The 15,792-nt window shown below is 67.7% G+C and carries 13 protein-coding genes and 1 pseudogene; 11 read left to right on the top strand and 3 right to left on the bottom strand.

All coding sequences use genetic code 11. The annotated features are described in order from the left end of the window. Positions 1-25: 25 nt before the first annotated feature. On the bottom strand, positions 26-1,720 hold the full coding sequence (locus tag ACP3TD_RS00695) for an alpha-amylase family protein (protein ID WP_426764861.1): 1,695 nt from the start codon (positions 1,718-1,720) through the stop codon (positions 26-28). Further along, positions 1,717-2,746, bottom strand: a pseudogene (locus ACP3TD_RS00690) (TIGR03885 family FMN-dependent LLM class oxidoreductase). The gene ACP3TD_RS00695 and the pseudogene ACP3TD_RS00690 overlap by 4 nt, the downstream one beginning before the upstream one ends. A gap of 160 nt (positions 2,747-2,906) precedes the next feature. On the opposite strand from ACP3TD_RS00690, the gene ACP3TD_RS00685 reads away from it, so the two are divergent. Further along, the gene (locus tag ACP3TD_RS00685) at positions 2,907-3,830 is read left to right on the top strand and encodes an AEC family transporter (RefSeq protein WP_426764860.1); all 924 of its coding nucleotides are present in this window, start codon (positions 2,907-2,909) and stop codon (positions 3,828-3,830) included. 84 nt (positions 3,831-3,914) lie between these two features. Further along, on the top strand, positions 3,915-5,003 hold the full coding sequence (locus ACP3TD_RS00680; protein ID WP_426764859.1) for an ATP-dependent DNA ligase: 1,089 nt from the start codon (positions 3,915-3,917) through the stop codon (positions 5,001-5,003). 46 nt (positions 5,004-5,049) lie between these two features. Here ACP3TD_RS00680 and ACP3TD_RS00675 read toward each other — a convergent pair whose 3' ends face one another. After that, on the bottom strand, positions 5,050-6,369 hold the full coding sequence (locus tag ACP3TD_RS00675) for an MFS transporter (protein WP_426764857.1): 1,320 nt from the start codon (positions 6,367-6,369) through the stop codon (positions 5,050-5,052). Between the two features lie 229 nt (positions 6,370-6,598). Between ACP3TD_RS00675 and ACP3TD_RS00670 the strand changes: the two genes are divergently transcribed. From ACP3TD_RS00670 to ACP3TD_RS00630, 9 genes are all read left to right on the top strand, one after another. Beyond that, complete coding sequence (locus ACP3TD_RS00670) at positions 6,599-7,483, top strand: IclR family transcriptional regulator (protein ID WP_426764856.1); 885 nt, start codon at positions 6,599-6,601, stop codon at positions 7,481-7,483. 125 nt (positions 7,484-7,608) lie between these two features. Beyond that, a complete protein-coding gene (locus ACP3TD_RS00665; RefSeq protein WP_426764855.1) occupies positions 7,609-8,490 on the top strand; it encodes a shikimate dehydrogenase in 882 nt (293 codons plus the stop codon). Then, positions 8,490-10,364, top strand: a complete 1,875-nt coding sequence (locus tag ACP3TD_RS00660) for a bifunctional sugar phosphate isomerase/epimerase/4-hydroxyphenylpyruvate dioxygenase family protein (protein WP_426764854.1) — start codon at positions 8,490-8,492, stop codon at positions 10,362-10,364. The genes ACP3TD_RS00665 and ACP3TD_RS00660 overlap by 1 nt, the downstream gene beginning before the upstream one ends. Before the next feature lie 42 nt (positions 10,365-10,406). Beyond that, positions 10,407-11,285, top strand: a complete 879-nt coding sequence (pcaH, locus tag ACP3TD_RS00655; protein WP_426764853.1) for a protocatechuate 3,4-dioxygenase subunit beta — start codon at positions 10,407-10,409, stop codon at positions 11,283-11,285. A 16-nt stretch (positions 11,286-11,301) separates the two neighbouring features. Then, entirely contained in the window at positions 11,302-11,880 is a 579-nt protein-coding gene (gene pcaG / locus ACP3TD_RS00650; RefSeq protein ID WP_426764852.1) for a protocatechuate 3,4-dioxygenase subunit alpha, read from the top strand. Further along, entirely contained in the window at positions 11,877-13,349 is a 1,473-nt protein-coding gene (locus tag ACP3TD_RS00645) for a lyase family protein (RefSeq protein WP_426764851.1), read from the top strand. The genes pcaG and ACP3TD_RS00645 overlap by 4 nt, the downstream gene beginning before the upstream one ends. Beyond that, a complete protein-coding gene (locus tag ACP3TD_RS00640; RefSeq protein WP_426764849.1) occupies positions 13,342-14,160 on the top strand; it encodes an alpha/beta fold hydrolase in 819 nt (272 codons plus the stop codon). Before ACP3TD_RS00645 ends, ACP3TD_RS00640 begins: the two co-directional genes overlap by 8 nt. After that, positions 14,157-14,597: a 4-carboxymuconolactone decarboxylase gene (gene pcaC / locus ACP3TD_RS00635; protein ID WP_426764847.1), complete on the top strand. Its 441-nt coding sequence runs from the start codon at positions 14,157-14,159 to the stop codon at positions 14,595-14,597. Before ACP3TD_RS00640 ends, pcaC begins: the two co-directional genes overlap by 4 nt. Beyond that, on the top strand, positions 14,594-15,790 hold the full coding sequence (locus ACP3TD_RS00630; RefSeq protein WP_426764846.1) for a thiolase family protein: 1,197 nt from the start codon (positions 14,594-14,596) through the stop codon (positions 15,788-15,790). Before pcaC ends, ACP3TD_RS00630 begins: the two co-directional genes overlap by 4 nt. The last annotated feature ends 2 nt before the right edge of the window (positions 15,791-15,792 follow it).

Raw genomic sequence — 15,792 nt, 5'->3', positions numbered from 1 at the left:
ACAAAGCACGACGACGGGCGGCCGGTTACGGTGCCAGCCGGTCGCCCTTGCGGTGCACCCGGAACCAGCGGTAACCGTAGCGTCCCAGTTCCACCATGAAACTGCCGTCTGGCTCCAACGGGACGTTGCCGCCGTCGAACAGGTCCAGCAGCATGGCGTCCCGGTAGGCCTGGCGCGGGCCATCCTCCGGTCCAACCCGTCCGCTGACCAGCACCTGCTCTTCGCCGAAGTTGTGCAGCAGCACCAGCGTGCCGCCATCGGAACTGCAGGTGTGGGCAAAGACCCCGGGTTCCGGCTGGTCGATGATCCCGAACGAGCCCCACCCCAGCTCCGGTGTCTCGCGGTAGCGCGCGATCAGCGTTGCCATGAAGTTGAACAGCGATTCCGGGTCCCGCTTGGCCGCAGCGGCGTTGACGTTCTCCGGCCCGTATTCGCCGCGCACCAGCGGGGCCACCAGTTCGGAAGCCTTGGCATTGGAGAAGCCGCCGTTCTTCTCGCTGTTCCACTGCATGGGTGTGCGCACTGCGGCGCGGCTCTTTTGCCGCAGGTCCTCACCCATGCCGATCTCCTCGCCGTAGAACAGCACCGGGGTACCGGGCAGCGAGAACATCAGGGAATACACCATGCGGATCCGCTCCTGGTCGCCGCCAAGCATCGGAGGCAGCCGACGCCGGAGGCCACGGCCGTAGATCTGCATGTTCTTTTCCGGGCCGAACGCGGCAAACACTTCCTGGCGCTCGCCGTCGCTGAGCTTGTCCAGGGTCAGTTCGTCATGGTTGCGCACGAACATGGCCCATTGGTTGTCCGGGTTGATGGGCGGCCTGCTTTTGAGCGTCTCGGCCAGCGGACGCGCGTCCTGCCTGGCAAGGGACAAATAGATGTGCTGCATGGCCAGGAAGTCGAACTGCATATTCAGTTCGTTGCCCTCGGGGCCGCCGTAGTATTCCAGCTGCTCCTTGTAGGGCAGGTTCACCTCCCCCAGCAGCACGGCGCTGCCGTTGCGCCGGTTCACGAAGCTGCGGAGGGCGCTGAGGTAGCCGTGCGGGTCGATGGTGGCGGCCTCGTCCTTGGGTTGGCCCCGCGTCTCAAGAAAGAACGGCACGGCGTCCAGCCTGAACCCATCAAGCCCCAGTTCCAGCCACAGTCCCATGGCCTTGGCGATCTGGTCGCGGACTTGCTGGTTGGTGACGTTGAGGTCCGGCTGGTACTTGGCAAACATGTGCAGGTACCACTCACCGGTAGCTTCATCAAGGGTCCACAGCGAGTTCTCCTCCCCGGGGAACACCACTTCCGAGGACGTGTCCGGGGGAGTGTCCTTTCGCCACACGTAAAAGTCGCGGAACGGGTTGTCCGTGGATTTCCGGGCTTCCACGAACCAGGGGTGCTGGTCGGAGGTGTGGTTCACCACGAAGTCGGCGATTACGCGCATGCCGCGGTCCTTCGCGGCGCGGATGAATTCCACCAGGTCGCCCAGCGTGCCAAGGCGGCGGTCCACGCCGAAGAAGTCCGTGACGTCATAGCCGTCGTCGCGGTCCGGGGACGGGTAGAACGGCATCAGCCAGATGCAGGTCACGCCCAGCGCAGCGAGGTAGTCCACCCGCTGGGTGAGGCCGGCGAAATCGCCGGTGCCGTCGCCGTCGTCGTCAAAGAACGTCTCCACGTCCAGGCAGTAGATCACCGCGTTCTTCCACCACAGGTCCGAGGTCTCGGCGATCCTCATGCCGGAGCGTCCGACGCCGGGGTGACTGTTGCCGCCGCAAGCTGCGGTTCCGTACTGGCCTGGTCAGTGGTGCGGACCTGGGGAAGCACCTCAGCGGCGAAGGCGTCGATGAAAGCATCCTGTTGTTGCCCCACGAAGTGCAGGTACAGCTCATCGAAGCCCAGCTCCACGTAATCGGACAGCCACTCTGCGTGCGCGTTGAGGCTGGCGGCAACATTGACCGCGCCGCGGACCTGTTCCTCGCCCACGTGCTCGCCAATGCCGTCGAAATGGCCCGCGGAGGGCAGGTCCCAAGGGATGGGCGGTGCGAACGTGTTGGTCCGCCACTGGTCCAGGGCGATGGCTGCCGCTTCCTGCTCGCTGCCGGCCCAGGACAGGTGTACCTGCAGCACCGCCTTGCCCTTGCCTCCACCGTCGCGGTAGGCGGCGAGCATGTCCCGGAGCTTAGGCGCCGGCTGGTTGACGGTGACCAGGCCGTCCGCCCAGGCTGCCGCGCGGCGGGCCGTGTCCACGCTGATGGCAGGTGCGATGAGCGGGGGGCGGGGAGTCGGGGACATCCCAGATCCGCGCCTGCTCCACGGTGACCAGCCCGCGGTGGGTGACCTCCTCCCCGCGGTGCAGGCGGCGGATCACGTCCACGCATTCTTCGAGCCGGCGTTGGCGGAGGTCTTTGGCCGGCCAGGGGTCGCCCGTGATGTGCTCGTTCATGTTTTCGCCGCTGCCCGGGGCAAACCAGAACCTGCCGGGGAACATGCAGGCCAGGGTTGCGGAGGCGTGGGCGATGATGGCGGGGTGATAGCGCTGGCCGGGTGCGGTCACCACTCCGAACCGCAGGCCGGTGGTGGCCAGCGCCGCACCCAGCCAGGACCACGCGAAACCCGAGTGCCCCTGCCGGGCGGACCACGGCTCGATATGGTCTGAGCACATGGCCGCGTCAAAGCCCGCGCGTTCGGCGTGCTGGACGTCCTTCAGCAACTGGGCCGGACTGATCTGTTCGTGGGATGCGTGGAAGCCGACGGTAACCATCGTTAAGCTGTACCGTCCCCCGGACGGCCTGTCGAGGGGCATCCGGCCATCGGGTGGACAGGTGGCGGAAACACAAGCTGCTTGTCCGATAAGTTTGGTACTTGTAACACCGCCGGGACTGCGCAGTGCAGGAATGCGGGACAGGAAAGGAAGTACCCCTATGGGCGGCGTGCTGGTGGGGCTGGCCGTGATCGGGGCCGTGATTGCGGTGGGCTATCTGGCCGCGCGGTGCGGACTGGGTGACGAACACACGGTCTCCGCGCTGACGAAGATCGCCTTCTTCATCACCAACCCGGTGCTCCTCTTTACCGTGGTGCTGAAATCCGACATCTCGGTGGTGTTCTCCGCCTACGTGCCGCTGGCCCTGCTCACGGCCACCATCACCGCCCTGTTGTACGTCGCCGCCAGCCGCATCTGGTTCCGCCGCCCCATGGCTGAGACAGCCGTGGGCGCCATGGCCAGTTCCTACGTTAACGCCAACAACATCGGTATCCCCATCACCCTGTACGCCCTGGGTGACGCCACCCCGGTGGCCCCGGTGCTGCTGGTCCAGCTGCTCCTGCTGGCACCACTGGTCCTGACCGTCCTGGACCTCTCCGCCGCGGGCCGCTTCTCCCCGCGGCTGATGCTGACGCAGCCCTTCCGGAACCCGATGATCATTGCCACCCTCCTCGGAGCAGTCCTGGCCGCCTTCCATGTGAAGCTGCCCGAACCGGTCATGGCACCGTTGACGCTCCTGGGTGGTGCGGCGGTGCCGGTGGTGCTGCTGGCCTTCGGGATGTCCCTGCGCGGCACGCGGATGCTCCGGAGCGGCGGGCACACGCCGGAAATTCTTACCGCCACCGCGCTGAAGTCCGCCGTGATGCCCGCGGTGGCCTACGTCGTGGGCCGCTTCCTCTTCAACCTGGAACCGCACATGCTCTTGGGAGTGGTGCTCATGGCCGCGCTCCCGCCGGCCCAGAATGTGTTCCTCTTCGCCAGCAGATACGGCCGGGGCATGGCGGTGGCGCGGGAGACCATTCTCATTTCGACGGCGGCGGCCGCACCGGTCCTGGTCCTGATCGTCTGGCTCCTGGCCGGCTGAGCCCGCTGAATCCGGCGAAGGCCGCGCCGCGCCGGGCGTCCCGGGGGGTACCGCCCCCGCCACTTGCCGGGCAAGAATGGGCGCATGGAACTTCCCGTGATGCCGCCCGTCCCGCCCATGCTTGCCAAGGCCGTCAGCGGCATCGACGGCATTCCGAAAGGTGGGGACCTCAGCTACGAACCCAAATGGGACGGCTTCCGGTCCATCATCTACCGCGACGGCGACGAGCTGGAGATCGGCAGCCGCAATGAAAAACCGATGACCCGGTACTTTCCCGAACTCGTGGCCGCGCTTAAGGAGAACCTCCCGGAGCGGTGCGTGGTGGACGGCGAGATCATCCTCATTGGCGCAACCGGGGACCGCCTGGACTTCGACACCCTGCAGCAGCGCATCCACCCCGCCGCCAGCCGGGTGAAACTCCTGTCCGAGCAGACCCCGGCCTCCTTCGTGGCCTTCGACCTGCTGGCCCTGGACGGTGACGACTACACCGGCAAGCCCTTCGCCGAGCGCCGGGCCGCCCTGGAAAAGGCACTGTCGGCCAGCAAGGCCCCGGTCCACCTGACCGCCGCCACCACGGACAAGGACACGGCGGGCCAGTGGTTCGAGCAGTTTGAAGGTGCCGGGCTGGACGGGATCGTCGCCAAGCGCGTGGACGGAAAGTACGAGCCGGACAAGCGGGTGATGTTCAAGGTCAAGCACGAACGCACCGCCGACTGCGTGGTGGCCGGCTACCGGCTGCACAAGAGCGGCCCGGATGTCATCGGGTCCCTGCTCCTGGGCCTGTACAAGGACGACGGCGGCCTGGCGAGCGTGGGCGTGATCGGCGCCTTCCCGATGAAGCGCCGGCAGGAACTCTTCCAGGAACTGCAGCCGCTGGTGACCGACTTCGACAACCACCCATGGGCCTGGGCGAAGCAGGAGGAGGGGGAGCGGACGCCCCGCAACGCCGAGGGCAGCCGCTGGAGCGCCGGCAAGGACCTGTCCTTCGTCCCGCTCCGGCCCGAACTGGTGGTGGAGGTCCGCTACGACCACATGGAAGGCGAGAGGTTCCGCCACACCGCCCAGTTCAACCGCTGGCGGCCGGACCGGGACCCGGAGTCCTGCACGTATGCGCAGCTGGAGGAGCCGGTGAACTTCGACCTGGCGTCCGTGCTGGAAACCGGCAAGCCTTGATTCTGCAGAGCCCGGGCCCGGCCGCAGGGCACCCGCGGCCGGGCGCCTACTTGAGGCCGAGCTGCTTGGTGGGGGTCTTGTAGGACTCCTTGGCCGTCATGGCCGAAACGGCGGCGATGACGCAGATGACTGCGGTAAAGATGCTGATCTGCACCCAGCCGCCGGGCCTGATGCCACCCATCGCGGCCACGATGGCCGGAGCGAACCCTGCCATGAGGAAACCCAGTTGGGTGCCGATGGCCAGGCCGGAGAAGCGGACCTTCGTGCTGAACATTTCGGCGTAGAAGGACGGCCATACGGCGTTGGCGGCTGCGTAACCGCAGGAGAACATGCCGATCGCGGCCAGGAACATCAGCGGGACGTTGCCGGATTCCAGGCTCAGCAGGAACAACGGGGTAAGCACCGCACTGGCCAGGGCGCCATAAATGTAGACGGGCTTGCGGCCGATCCTGTCTGCCAGCATGCCGAACAGCGGCTGGGTGCCCAGGGCTACCAGGTTGGCGCCCACTACGAGCCACAGTGTGGTGGTGCCGTCCACGCCGGCTACTGTCTTGGCGTAGCTGATGGCGAGGGTACCGAACACGGTGGACACGGCGGCGATGAAGGCGCAGCAGATCACGCGGAGCACATCTCGCCAGTGGCCCTTGAGGAGGTCGGCGACGGGAAGCTTGGAGATCTGGGCGGACTTCTGGGCTTCCGCGAAGGCGGGCGGCTCGTGCAGGGTGCGCCGGATGAAGAACGCCACCACAACCACCACTGCGCTGAGCCAGAACGGGATGCGCCAACCGATGCCGTACTTGATCTCGTCCGGCAGGGCGAGGACGGGGATGAACACCAGGGCAGCGAGGATCTGGCCGCCCTGCGTACCGGTCAGGGTCCAGGACGTGAAGAAGGACCGGCGGTTGTCCGGGGCGTGCTCCAGGGTCATGGAGGACGCGCCGGCCTGCTCACCGGCGGCGGAGAGGCCCTGGCAGAGGCGGGCCAGTACCAGCAGTGCGGGAGCCCACCACCCCACCGTGTTGAAGTCCGGCAGGCAGCCGATGAGGAACGTGGACGCACCCATCAGGACGAGGGTGAACATCAGGACTTTCTGCCGGCCCACCCTGTCGCCGAAGTGGCCCAGGATGACGGCGCCCACCGGCCGCGCAACGTACGCGAAGCCGAAGGTGGCGAAGGACATGATTGCCGCGTTGGCATCAGCGCTGGGGAAGAAGACCGTGGGGAAGATGAGTGCGGCCGCCGAGCCGAAGATGAAGAAGTCGTAGTATTCGACGGCGCTGCCCAGGAAGCTGGCGAGTGCGGCTTTCTTGGGGGTGCCGGCATGCGTGGCGGTGCCCGCTCCGGCGGAAGGAAGTGTCTGGCTCATGGAGTTCCTTTGTGTGACGACATTGTCGCGGATGGTTCAGGAGTCGCAGCCGCCGCGGCCTGGGTGCGGGCGGGGCGCGATGCGGCTGGAGTCCTCTCAAGACCCGAGCGAGTAGCCACATGGTGAGAGCTACTTGTGCGATACAGCAATGATGGCTGTGAGGGCTGTCACTTGTCAAGAAAATAATCACCATCTAGAAATAGCTCTCACATTGTGGCAACATCGACGTATGAGTGTGAATCAAGCCACAATGACCGATGGTGTCCAGGGTGATCCGGCTGGCGAGGGCGACCCCGACGGCGCCCCTGACGTGCAGGGTGATTCCCCGGACGCGGCCAAAGGTGTGGGCAGGAAGGGTGCCGAGCGGACCGACATGGTGGGCAAGGCCCTCGGCCTGCTGGTACTCCTGGGCGAAATGCCGCGCGGTGCCAGCGCGGCAGAGATCTCGCGGCGCGCGGAGTTGCCCTTCAGCACCACTTACCGGCTCCTCGGTTCGCTCGCCCGCGACGGGTTCGTGGACTATGAGCCGGATGGCCGGCGCTACCACCTGGGCCTGCGGATCTTCCAGCTGGGCCAGCGCGTGTCCAACCACCACGGTTTCGCCGGAGCCGCCCTGCCGGTCCTTCGCCGGGTCACGGAACAGACCGGCGAGGCCACCATCCTCAGTGTCCGGGACGGCCATCACCACCTGACGGTCAACAAGGTGGACGGCCCGCAGATGTTCCGGGTGACCAGCGACCCCGGCCACCTGGGCTCGCTGTCCGCCACCGCCGTCGGCAAGGCGCTGGTGGCCTTTGCCGAGGACGCCGAGCGCGAAAAGCTCCTCGCCGAACTGCCACTCGAGCCGCTGACGGAAAAGTCCATCACGGACCGCGATGACTTCCGCCGGGAGGTCGACCAGGTGCGCCGCCAGGGTTACGCCGTGATGGACGAGGAAAACGAGATTGGCATGCGCGCCGTTGCCGTCCCGCTGCTCAACAGCCAGGGGCATGCCTTTGCGTCGCTGGCGACGGCGGCTCCGGTGTTCCGCATGACCTTGGATGAGCTGAAGGCGCACGTATCACTCCTGCAGGATGCGGCGGCCGAGCTGGCCGCGCGGCTTCCGCAAAGGTAGAACCCCGCGATACTCATGTTCGCTAGTCGAACACTAGTGCGCAGAATGAACAATTGATGTACTGTAATCCCTGTCACCGGCGTGCCGCCCCGCGGCCCGGTGCCGTTACCAAAGGAGCTGCACGGATGAGCCAACGAACTGAGTCCTACCTGGTGGGACTGGTTGGAGATGGCGTGACGCCATCGCTCACCCCGCCCATGCACGAACGGGAAGGTGACGTGCAGGGCCTGCGCTACCTGTACCGACCCATTGACCTCCTCGAACTTGGCCTGCCGGGGGACTCTGTGGGCGAGGTCCTCCGCAGCGCCCGCACGCTGGGCTTCAACGGCCTGAACATCACGCATCCCTGCAAGCAGCTGGTCCTGCAACACCTGGATGAGGTGAGCCCCGATGCCCGCCGGCTCGGCGCCGTCAACACCGTTGTCATCCGGGACGGCCGCTTCATCGGCCACAACACCGACTTCTCCGGCTTCGCCGCAGCCCTCGCCTCGGGTCTCCCCGGCGCCCGGCTGGACCGCGTGGTGCAACTCGGCGCGGGAGGTGCCGGGTCCGCCGTCGCGTACGCCCTGCTCAGCGCGGGCGTCACAGTGCTGGACCTGGTGGACATGGATCCCGAACGGGCAGCCGGACGGGCCGCGGAACTGTCCGGCTTCTTCCCGGGCAGCACCGTCACGGCACGCACCACGGGGGAGCTGCCGCAGCTCATGCCGCTGGCCGACGGCCTGGTGCACTGCACCCCGGTGGGCATGGCCGCCCACCCCGGCACTCCGCTGGACCTGGAGCTGCTCGAATCCCGGCACTGGGTGGCCGACATTGTCTACCGTCCCATCGAGACCGAGCTGGTCCGGGGCGCCCGAGCCAAGGGCTGCGAGGTCCTGGACGGCGGCCGCATGGCAGTGGGCCAGGCCGCCGACGCCTTCAGGATCTTCACCGGCCTCGACGCCGACCCGGACCGGATGCGCAGCCACTTCCTTGAACTCGTGGCGGCCGAGGAGGTGGCTGCCTGATGCGTACCGGAATTGCCACCGTCTGCCTTTCCGGCACCCTGAAGGAAAAGATGCAGGCCTGCGCCATTGCGGGCTTCGACGGCATCGAAATCTTCGAACAGGACCTTGTCACCTCACCGCTCAGCCCCGAAGACGTGCGGACAATGGCCGCAGACCTGGGGCTGGGCCTGGACCTATATCAGCCGTTCCGGGATTTCGACGGCGTCACCCCGGACCTGCTCAAGGCCAACCTCAGGCGCGCCGAGGCCAAGTTCAAGCTCATGTCCCGCCTGGGCATGGACACCATCCTGGTGTGCTCCAACGTTGCCACCGCCACAATCGACGACGACGGCGTCCGGGCAGAACAGCTCGCCCAGCTTGCCGGCCTGGCCGGGGACCACAGCATCAAGGTGGCCTACGAGGCGCTGGCCTGGGGCAAGTACGTCAACGACTACGAACACGCCTACCGCCTGGTGGAGATGGTGGACCATCCCAACCTGGGCACCTGCCTGGATTCCTTCCACATCCTGTCCAGGGACTGGGACACCGCACCGATCGAGCAGATCAACCCGGAGAAGATCTTCTTCGTCCAGGTGGCTGACGCCCCCAAACTGTCCATGGACGTCCTGTCCTGGAGCCGCCACTACCGGGTCTTCCCTGGCGAGGGGCAGTTCGAGCTCGCCAAGTTCATGGGCCATGTGGTCCGCGCCGGCTATACCGGGCCGGTCTCGCTGGAGGTCTTCAACGACGTCTTCCGGCAGTCCGACGTGGAGCGCACGGCCGTCGATGCCATGCGCTCGCTCATCTGGCTGGAGGAACAGAGCGCCAAATGGCTCGCGGACAACGCCGGGAACGGCACTGACGGCGCGGCGGCAGGTGGCGCCGCGCTCCGGCGTCGTTATCCCATGGAACTGGCCACAATTCCCAAAGTGAACGAACCCGCGGGCTTCAACTTCGCCGAGGTGAAGGCCGACGATACCGCGCAGCTGGAGAAGCTCCTGGGCCAGCTCGGCTTCGGATTCGAGGGCCGGCACCGCACCAAGGATGTCCAGCTGTGGACCATGGGGCAGGCGCGGGTCATCATCAACGAGCAGGCGGCCTCGCACGCCGAACCGTCCATCGCGGCCCTGGGGTTCGACGTGGACTCCCCCGTGATTGCCTCAGCCCGGGCCCAGCAGCTCAAGGCACCGGTGGTGGCCCGCAAGGTCCAGGCCGACGAGGAAGTCTTCCAGGGCATCTCCGCCCCGGACTCCACCGAGATCTTCCTCTGCCAGGGCAGCCCGGACGGCACCGCCGCGTGGACCCGCGAGTTCGGTGAAGGGCTCGAGCACGCACGTTCCGCGCAGAATGCGGTGATTGACCACGTAAACCTGGCCCAGCCGTGGCAGCACTTCGACGAGGCCGTGCTCTTCTACACCAGCGCCCTCGCCCTGGAACCGCAGCCGTTCGCGGAGGTCCCCAGTCCCAGCGGCCTGGTCCGCTCCCAGGTCATGGAAACGGCCGACGGCGCGGTCCGGCTGGTCCTGAACCTCGCCCCTGTTCAGCAGGCCCACGGCCCGAAGACCTACCAGGAACACATTGCTTTCGCGGTGGATGACCTCGTGGCGGCGGCACGGGCCGCCCGGGCCCGCGGCCTGGACTTCCTGCAGATCCCCGCCAACTATTACGAGGACCTGGACGCCCGGTTCGACCTCGCCCCCGGCTTCCTGGCCACGCTCAGCGAGCTCAACCTCCTGTATGACCGGGACGCGGACGGTGAGTTCCTGCACTTCTACACAGCCACCGTGGGCAGCGTGTTCTTCGAAATGGTGGAACGCCGCGGAGGCTACAGCGGCTACGGCGCCCCGAATGCGCCCGTCCGCCACGCCGTCCAATACGACTCACTGCACCGCTGACCACCCAACGCACCAGAGAACACCCCCAGAAAGGAGCCGGACGTGCCGGAAGAGACACACGCCCAGCCTGAAACGGACGAGTCCGTACCGCCCGCCGAGCCGAAGGCGGCACACCTGCCGCTGGACAAGGCCATCGAGACCCAGGCCGACCTCAGTGCGGAGATCAGCTCCATCGGTGAGGCCTACCGGCGCGCACTCAAGGACGGCGCGCAGCCGGAGATCCAGCCCCGCCTGGACTACCCGCCGTACCGGAGCAGCATCCTGCGCCACCCCACCAAGAGCCTGCACCATACGGACCCGGAAACCATCGAGCTGTACTCACCGGCGTTCGGGCACCAGGACGTGCACGCGCTGGAATCGGACCTGACCATCCAGCACAACGGCGAACCCCAGGGCGAGCGGATCATCGTGGCCGGCCGCGTCCTGGACGGCGACGGCCGCCCGGTGGCCGGGCAGCTCGTGGAAATCTGGCAGGCGAACGCCTCCGGCCGCTACATCCACAAGCGTGACCAGCACCCGGCACCCATCGACCCCAACTTCACGGGAATCGGCCGCTGCATCACCGGCCCGGACGGTTCTTACCGCTTCACCACCATCAAGCCCGGCGCGTACCCGTGGAAGAACCACCTGAACGCCTGGCGCCCGGCGCACATCCACTTCTCGCTGTTCGGCACCGAGTTCACGCAGCGCATCATCACCCAGATGTACTTCCCTGGTGACCAGCTCTTCCCGCTGGACCCCATTTACCAGACCATCGTGGACCAGGACGCCCGCGACCGGCTGGTGGCCAGTTACGACCACAGCCTCACCGAACCGGAGTGGGCCCTCGGCTACATCTGGGACATCGTCCTGACCGGGGCCAAGCGGACCTGGACCGAAAACGAGGCACTGGGTGCCGCCGGCGACGACGACAACGAATAGGCAGAGGACAACGCACATGAGCAACTCCACCAAACTCGTTCCCACCCCCGGCCAGACGGTAGGCCCGTTCTACGGCTACGCGCTCCCGTACGAGAAGGACAACGAGCTGCTGGCTCCCGGTTCGCCCGGATCCATCCGCCTGCAGGGCACCGTGTACGACGGCGCCGGCCAGACCATCCCGGACGCCATCCTGGAAATCTGGCAGCCTGACTCCGAAGGCAATGTGGTCCAGCGCACCGGCTCACTGGTCCGGGACGGCTACACGTTTACCGGCTGGGGCCGCGGCGCCGTGGGCAACTCGGGCGTTTACACCTTCACCACCGTGAATCCCGGCCCCACGAAGCCCGTTCCTGGAAAAGCAGCGGCAGCGCCCTTTATTTCCGTGGCCATCTTTGCCCGCGGCCTGACCAACCGGTTGTTTACCCGCATATACCTCCCCGAAAACCAGGAGGCCCTGGCCAACGATCCCCTGCTGAGCTCGCTGGACCCGGAGCGCCGCAGCACGCTGATCGCCCGCCGCGACCCCGATGGCGGCCTCACCTGGGACATCCGCCTCCAGGGTGAGGGCGAGACAGTTTTCCTGGACTTCCAGTGACGTACCCCGCCCCCGGAGACCTGCACCCCTTCGCGGACGGAGGTGACGCCGGTCTGCTCAGTCCCGTCTCGGCCTCGCCCCTCGTGGCCGCGCTCACCGGCGACCGTGCCGTGCTGGCGGCAATCCTTGCCGTCGAATCGGGCTGGGCTGCCGTGCTCGAACACGCCGGCCTGGCACCTGCCGGGTCCGCCGCCGTCGTGGCCTCGGCTGCCGAGGCGGGGCGCTACGACGTGGCGGACATCGCCCGGCGGGCCCAGGGTGGCGGCAACCCGGTGATCCCGCTGCTGGCGGACCTCCGGAAAAACGTCGCTGTGCTGGACACCGCCGGGGGTGCTGCCGGAAAGGCGGTGCACAGCTCGCTGACCAGCCAGGACGTGCTGGACACGGCTCTCATGCTGCTGGCCAGGAACACGGTCCACGCCGTGCTCGCGGACCTGAAAGGCACCACGACGGCGCTGGCCGCCTTGGCGGGGCAGCATGCGGACACGCTGTGCGTGGGCAGGAGCCTGACGCAGCATTCGCTTCCCTTCACCTTTGGGCTGCGGGCGGCCCAGTGGTTCCAGGGCGTGGCCGCCGCAGGCCGGCAGCTGGAAAACCTGGAGTTCCCAGTCCAGTTCGGTGGTGCGGCAGGAACGCTCGCTGCCGGAACCGTGCTGACGGAAGGCACCTCCGTCACGCCGTTCACCCTTGCCGATGCCCTGGCGGCCCAGCTGGGCCTCGCCCCGGCCGCGGCGCCCTGGCACACCAACCGCCTGGCCATCACGTCCCTGGGCCATGCGCTGGCTTCCGTGCTGGATGCCTTCGGCAAGATCGCCGCTGACGTCCTGTTCCTGAGCCGGCCCGAGGTGGCTGAAGTCGCCGAGCCGCGTGCGGCCGGGCGCGGCGTTTCCTCGGCCATGCCGCAGAAGCAGAACCCGGTTCTGTCCGTCCTGGTCCGCAGCGCCGCCCTGCAGGCAGCCCAGCTGGCCGCCCAGCTGCATGTGGCCGCCGCCAACTTCAACGACGAACGCCCGGACGGCGCCTGGCACACCGAGTGGCCGGCCCTGCGCCAGCTACTGGCCCTGGCCCTCGGCGCCGCCGGCCACATCCGCGAACTCGCCGAGGGGCTGCAGGTATTCCCGGACGCCATGCGCCGCAACCTCGACCTGTCCGGCCCGCTGCTGCTGGCCGAGGGCGTCGCCTCCGCGGTGGCGCCCCTGCTCGGCGACCAGGACGGCCGCAGCGGCAAACAGCAGCTGCAGGAGGTGGTGGACCGGACCCTCCAGGCGCCGCCCGCCGAGCAGGCCGGCACCTACCGCAAGCTGTTCCGCGAGGCCGTCCCCGCCGCCGTCGTTCCCGATCCCCGGCTGGAGGAACTCCTGGACCCCGCCAACTATCTGGGCCAGGCGGCGGAAATCTCCCGCCGCATCCTGGCGGCCTATCCCGAATTTGTTACCCCTCCCGACGCGAATGGAGCTTCCCGTGGCTAAGCCGGCACTGAAGGCAGCGCTGCTGTCCCCCCAACGACCCCTGGGCGAGCACCCCCTCCTGCTGGTGGGCCCGTCCCTGGGCACCTCCTCCATCCTCTGGAACAGGGCCGCATCCCTGCTCGGCACCGATTACGACGTGGTGGCCTGGGACCTGCCCGGCCACGGCGTCTCACCCGCAGCCACCGAAACGTTCGACGTCGCAGCCCTCGCGGACGCCGTGGTGGACCTGGCGGAATCCGTTGCCCCCGGGGAAAACTTCCACTACGCCGGCGTCTCCCTGGGCGGCGCGGTGGGCCTGCAGCTGGGCGCCAAGCACGGGGCACGGCTGAAAAGCCTGTCCGTGCAGAACAGCGGTGCCAAGATCGGGACGCCCGAAAGCTGGCTGGAGCGCGCGGAAACCGTCCGGTCCCAGGGCACTCCGGTGATGATCCAGGGCTCCGCCGAGCGCTGGTTTGCCCCCGGATTCATGGACAGCCAGCCGGAACTGAGCAGCCGGCTCCTGCACGCCCTGCGCGACGCCGACCGGTTCAGCTATGCGTTCTGCTGCGAAGCGCTGGCGGCGTTCGATGTCCGGGCAGAACTCGGCAGCATCCGTGTTCCCACCCAGGTGATCGCCGGTGCGCTGGACGGCGTCGCCACACCTGCGATGGCCGCTGAGGTGGCTGCGGGAATCACCGGCGGTGGCGGCACCGCCACGGCCGTGACCCTCGAAGGCGTCGCCCACCTGGCACCTGCCGAAGCTCCGGCCCACGTGGCCGAGCTGATGCGCGGGCTGATCAGCTGGGCCGAATCACAGGTGGCAGCCAAGTGAGCGGCCCCGGACAGCCGGATCCGGCGCGCAACGGCGTGGTCCAGCCCGGCGCTACCAGCAAGGACATTTACGACGGCGGCATGGCCGTCCGGCGCGAAGTCCTCAGTGACGAGCACGTGGACCGGGCCAACGCCAGCAAGGACGGGTTCACCGAGGACTTCCAGGACATGATCACCCGCATCGCGTGGGGCGGGATCTGGACGCGGCCCGGCCTGACCCGGCAGATGCGCTCGGCCGTCACCATCACCGCCATGGTGGCCCACGGCCACTGGGAGGAACTGGCGATGCACATCCGCGCGGCCCTCCGGAACGGCCTCAGCCGGGACGAGATCAAGGAAATCCTGCTGCAGACCGCCATCTACTGCGGAGTCCCCTCCGCCAACACGGCCTTCAAAACCGCCCAGCAGGTCTTTCGAGAAATGGACACCACCCGATGAACCAGGCTTTTGTGTACGATGCGGTGCGCACTCCGTTCGGTAAGTTCGGCTCCGGCCTTGCCGGCGTCCGTCCGGATGACCTTGCCGCGCACGTGATCAGGGAGTCGGTGCAGCGCGCGCCGGGCCTTGATCCGGAGCGGATTGATGAGGTGGTGTTCGGGAACGCGAACGGTGCCGGCGAGGAGAACCGCAATATCGCCCGGATGGGCACGCTGCTGGCGGGCTTGCCGGTCTCGATTCCCGGGACCACGGTGAACCGTTTGTGCGGGTCGTCGCTGGACGCTGCGATCATCGCGTCCCGGCAGGTCAACGCCGGCGACGCCGACCTGGTGCTGGTGGGCGGTGCTGAGTCCATGTCCCGGGCGCCGTGGGTGCTGCCGAAGACGGAGAAGCCCTACCCGGCCGGGGATATGACGCTGGCGTCCACCACGCTGGGCTGGCGCCTGGTGAACAAGGCAATGCCGAAGGAATGGACCATCTCCCTGGGCGAGGCCACGGAGCGTTTGCGGGAGAAGTACGGGGTAACCCGGGAGGCGCAGGACGAGTTCGCCGCCGCCTCCCACAACCTGTCCGCCGCGGCGTGGGATGAGGGGTTTTACGACAACCTCGTCGCCCCGGTGCCCGGCACGGACCTGGTGCGGGACGAGGGCATCCGCGCCGGTTCGTCCGCCGAGAAGCTCGCCGGCCTGAAGACGGTGTTCCGTGCCGAGGATGGGACGGTGACGGCGGGGAACGCATCGCCGTTGTCCGACGGCGCCTCCGCGGCCTGGGTAGGCAGCGAGGCTGCCGCGGGGCTTCTGGGCCTGGACCCGCTGGCGAGGATCGCCGGGCGCGGTGCGCACGGCAATGATCCGCAGTTCTTCGGGTATGCACCGGTGGAGGCGGCGAACAAGGCCCTCGCGAAGGCGGGGATCGGCTGGGACCAGGTGGGCGCCGTCGAACTTAACGAAGCGTTCGCCGCGCAGTCCCTGGCCTGCATCAACGCCTGGGGCATCGATCCCGGGATTGTGAACCGGCACGGCGGGGCCATCGCGATGGGCCACCCGCTCGGCGCGTCCGGCACCCGGATCCTGGGCACCCTCGCGCGGTCCCTGCAGGCCTCCGGGGAGCGCTGGGGTGTGGCCGCGATCTGCATCGGCGTGGGCCAGGGCCTGGCCGTTGTCCTCGAAAACGTCACCGCTGGAAAGGCGTAGGT

The organism is Pseudarthrobacter sp. 1G09 (genome assembly GCF_050038305.1).
Lineage (GTDB): Bacteria > Actinomycetota > Actinomycetes > Actinomycetales > Micrococcaceae > Arthrobacter > Arthrobacter equi.
Note: the sequence above shows the minus strand (reverse complement) of the source record. Positions and strands in the feature narration are given on the sequence as shown.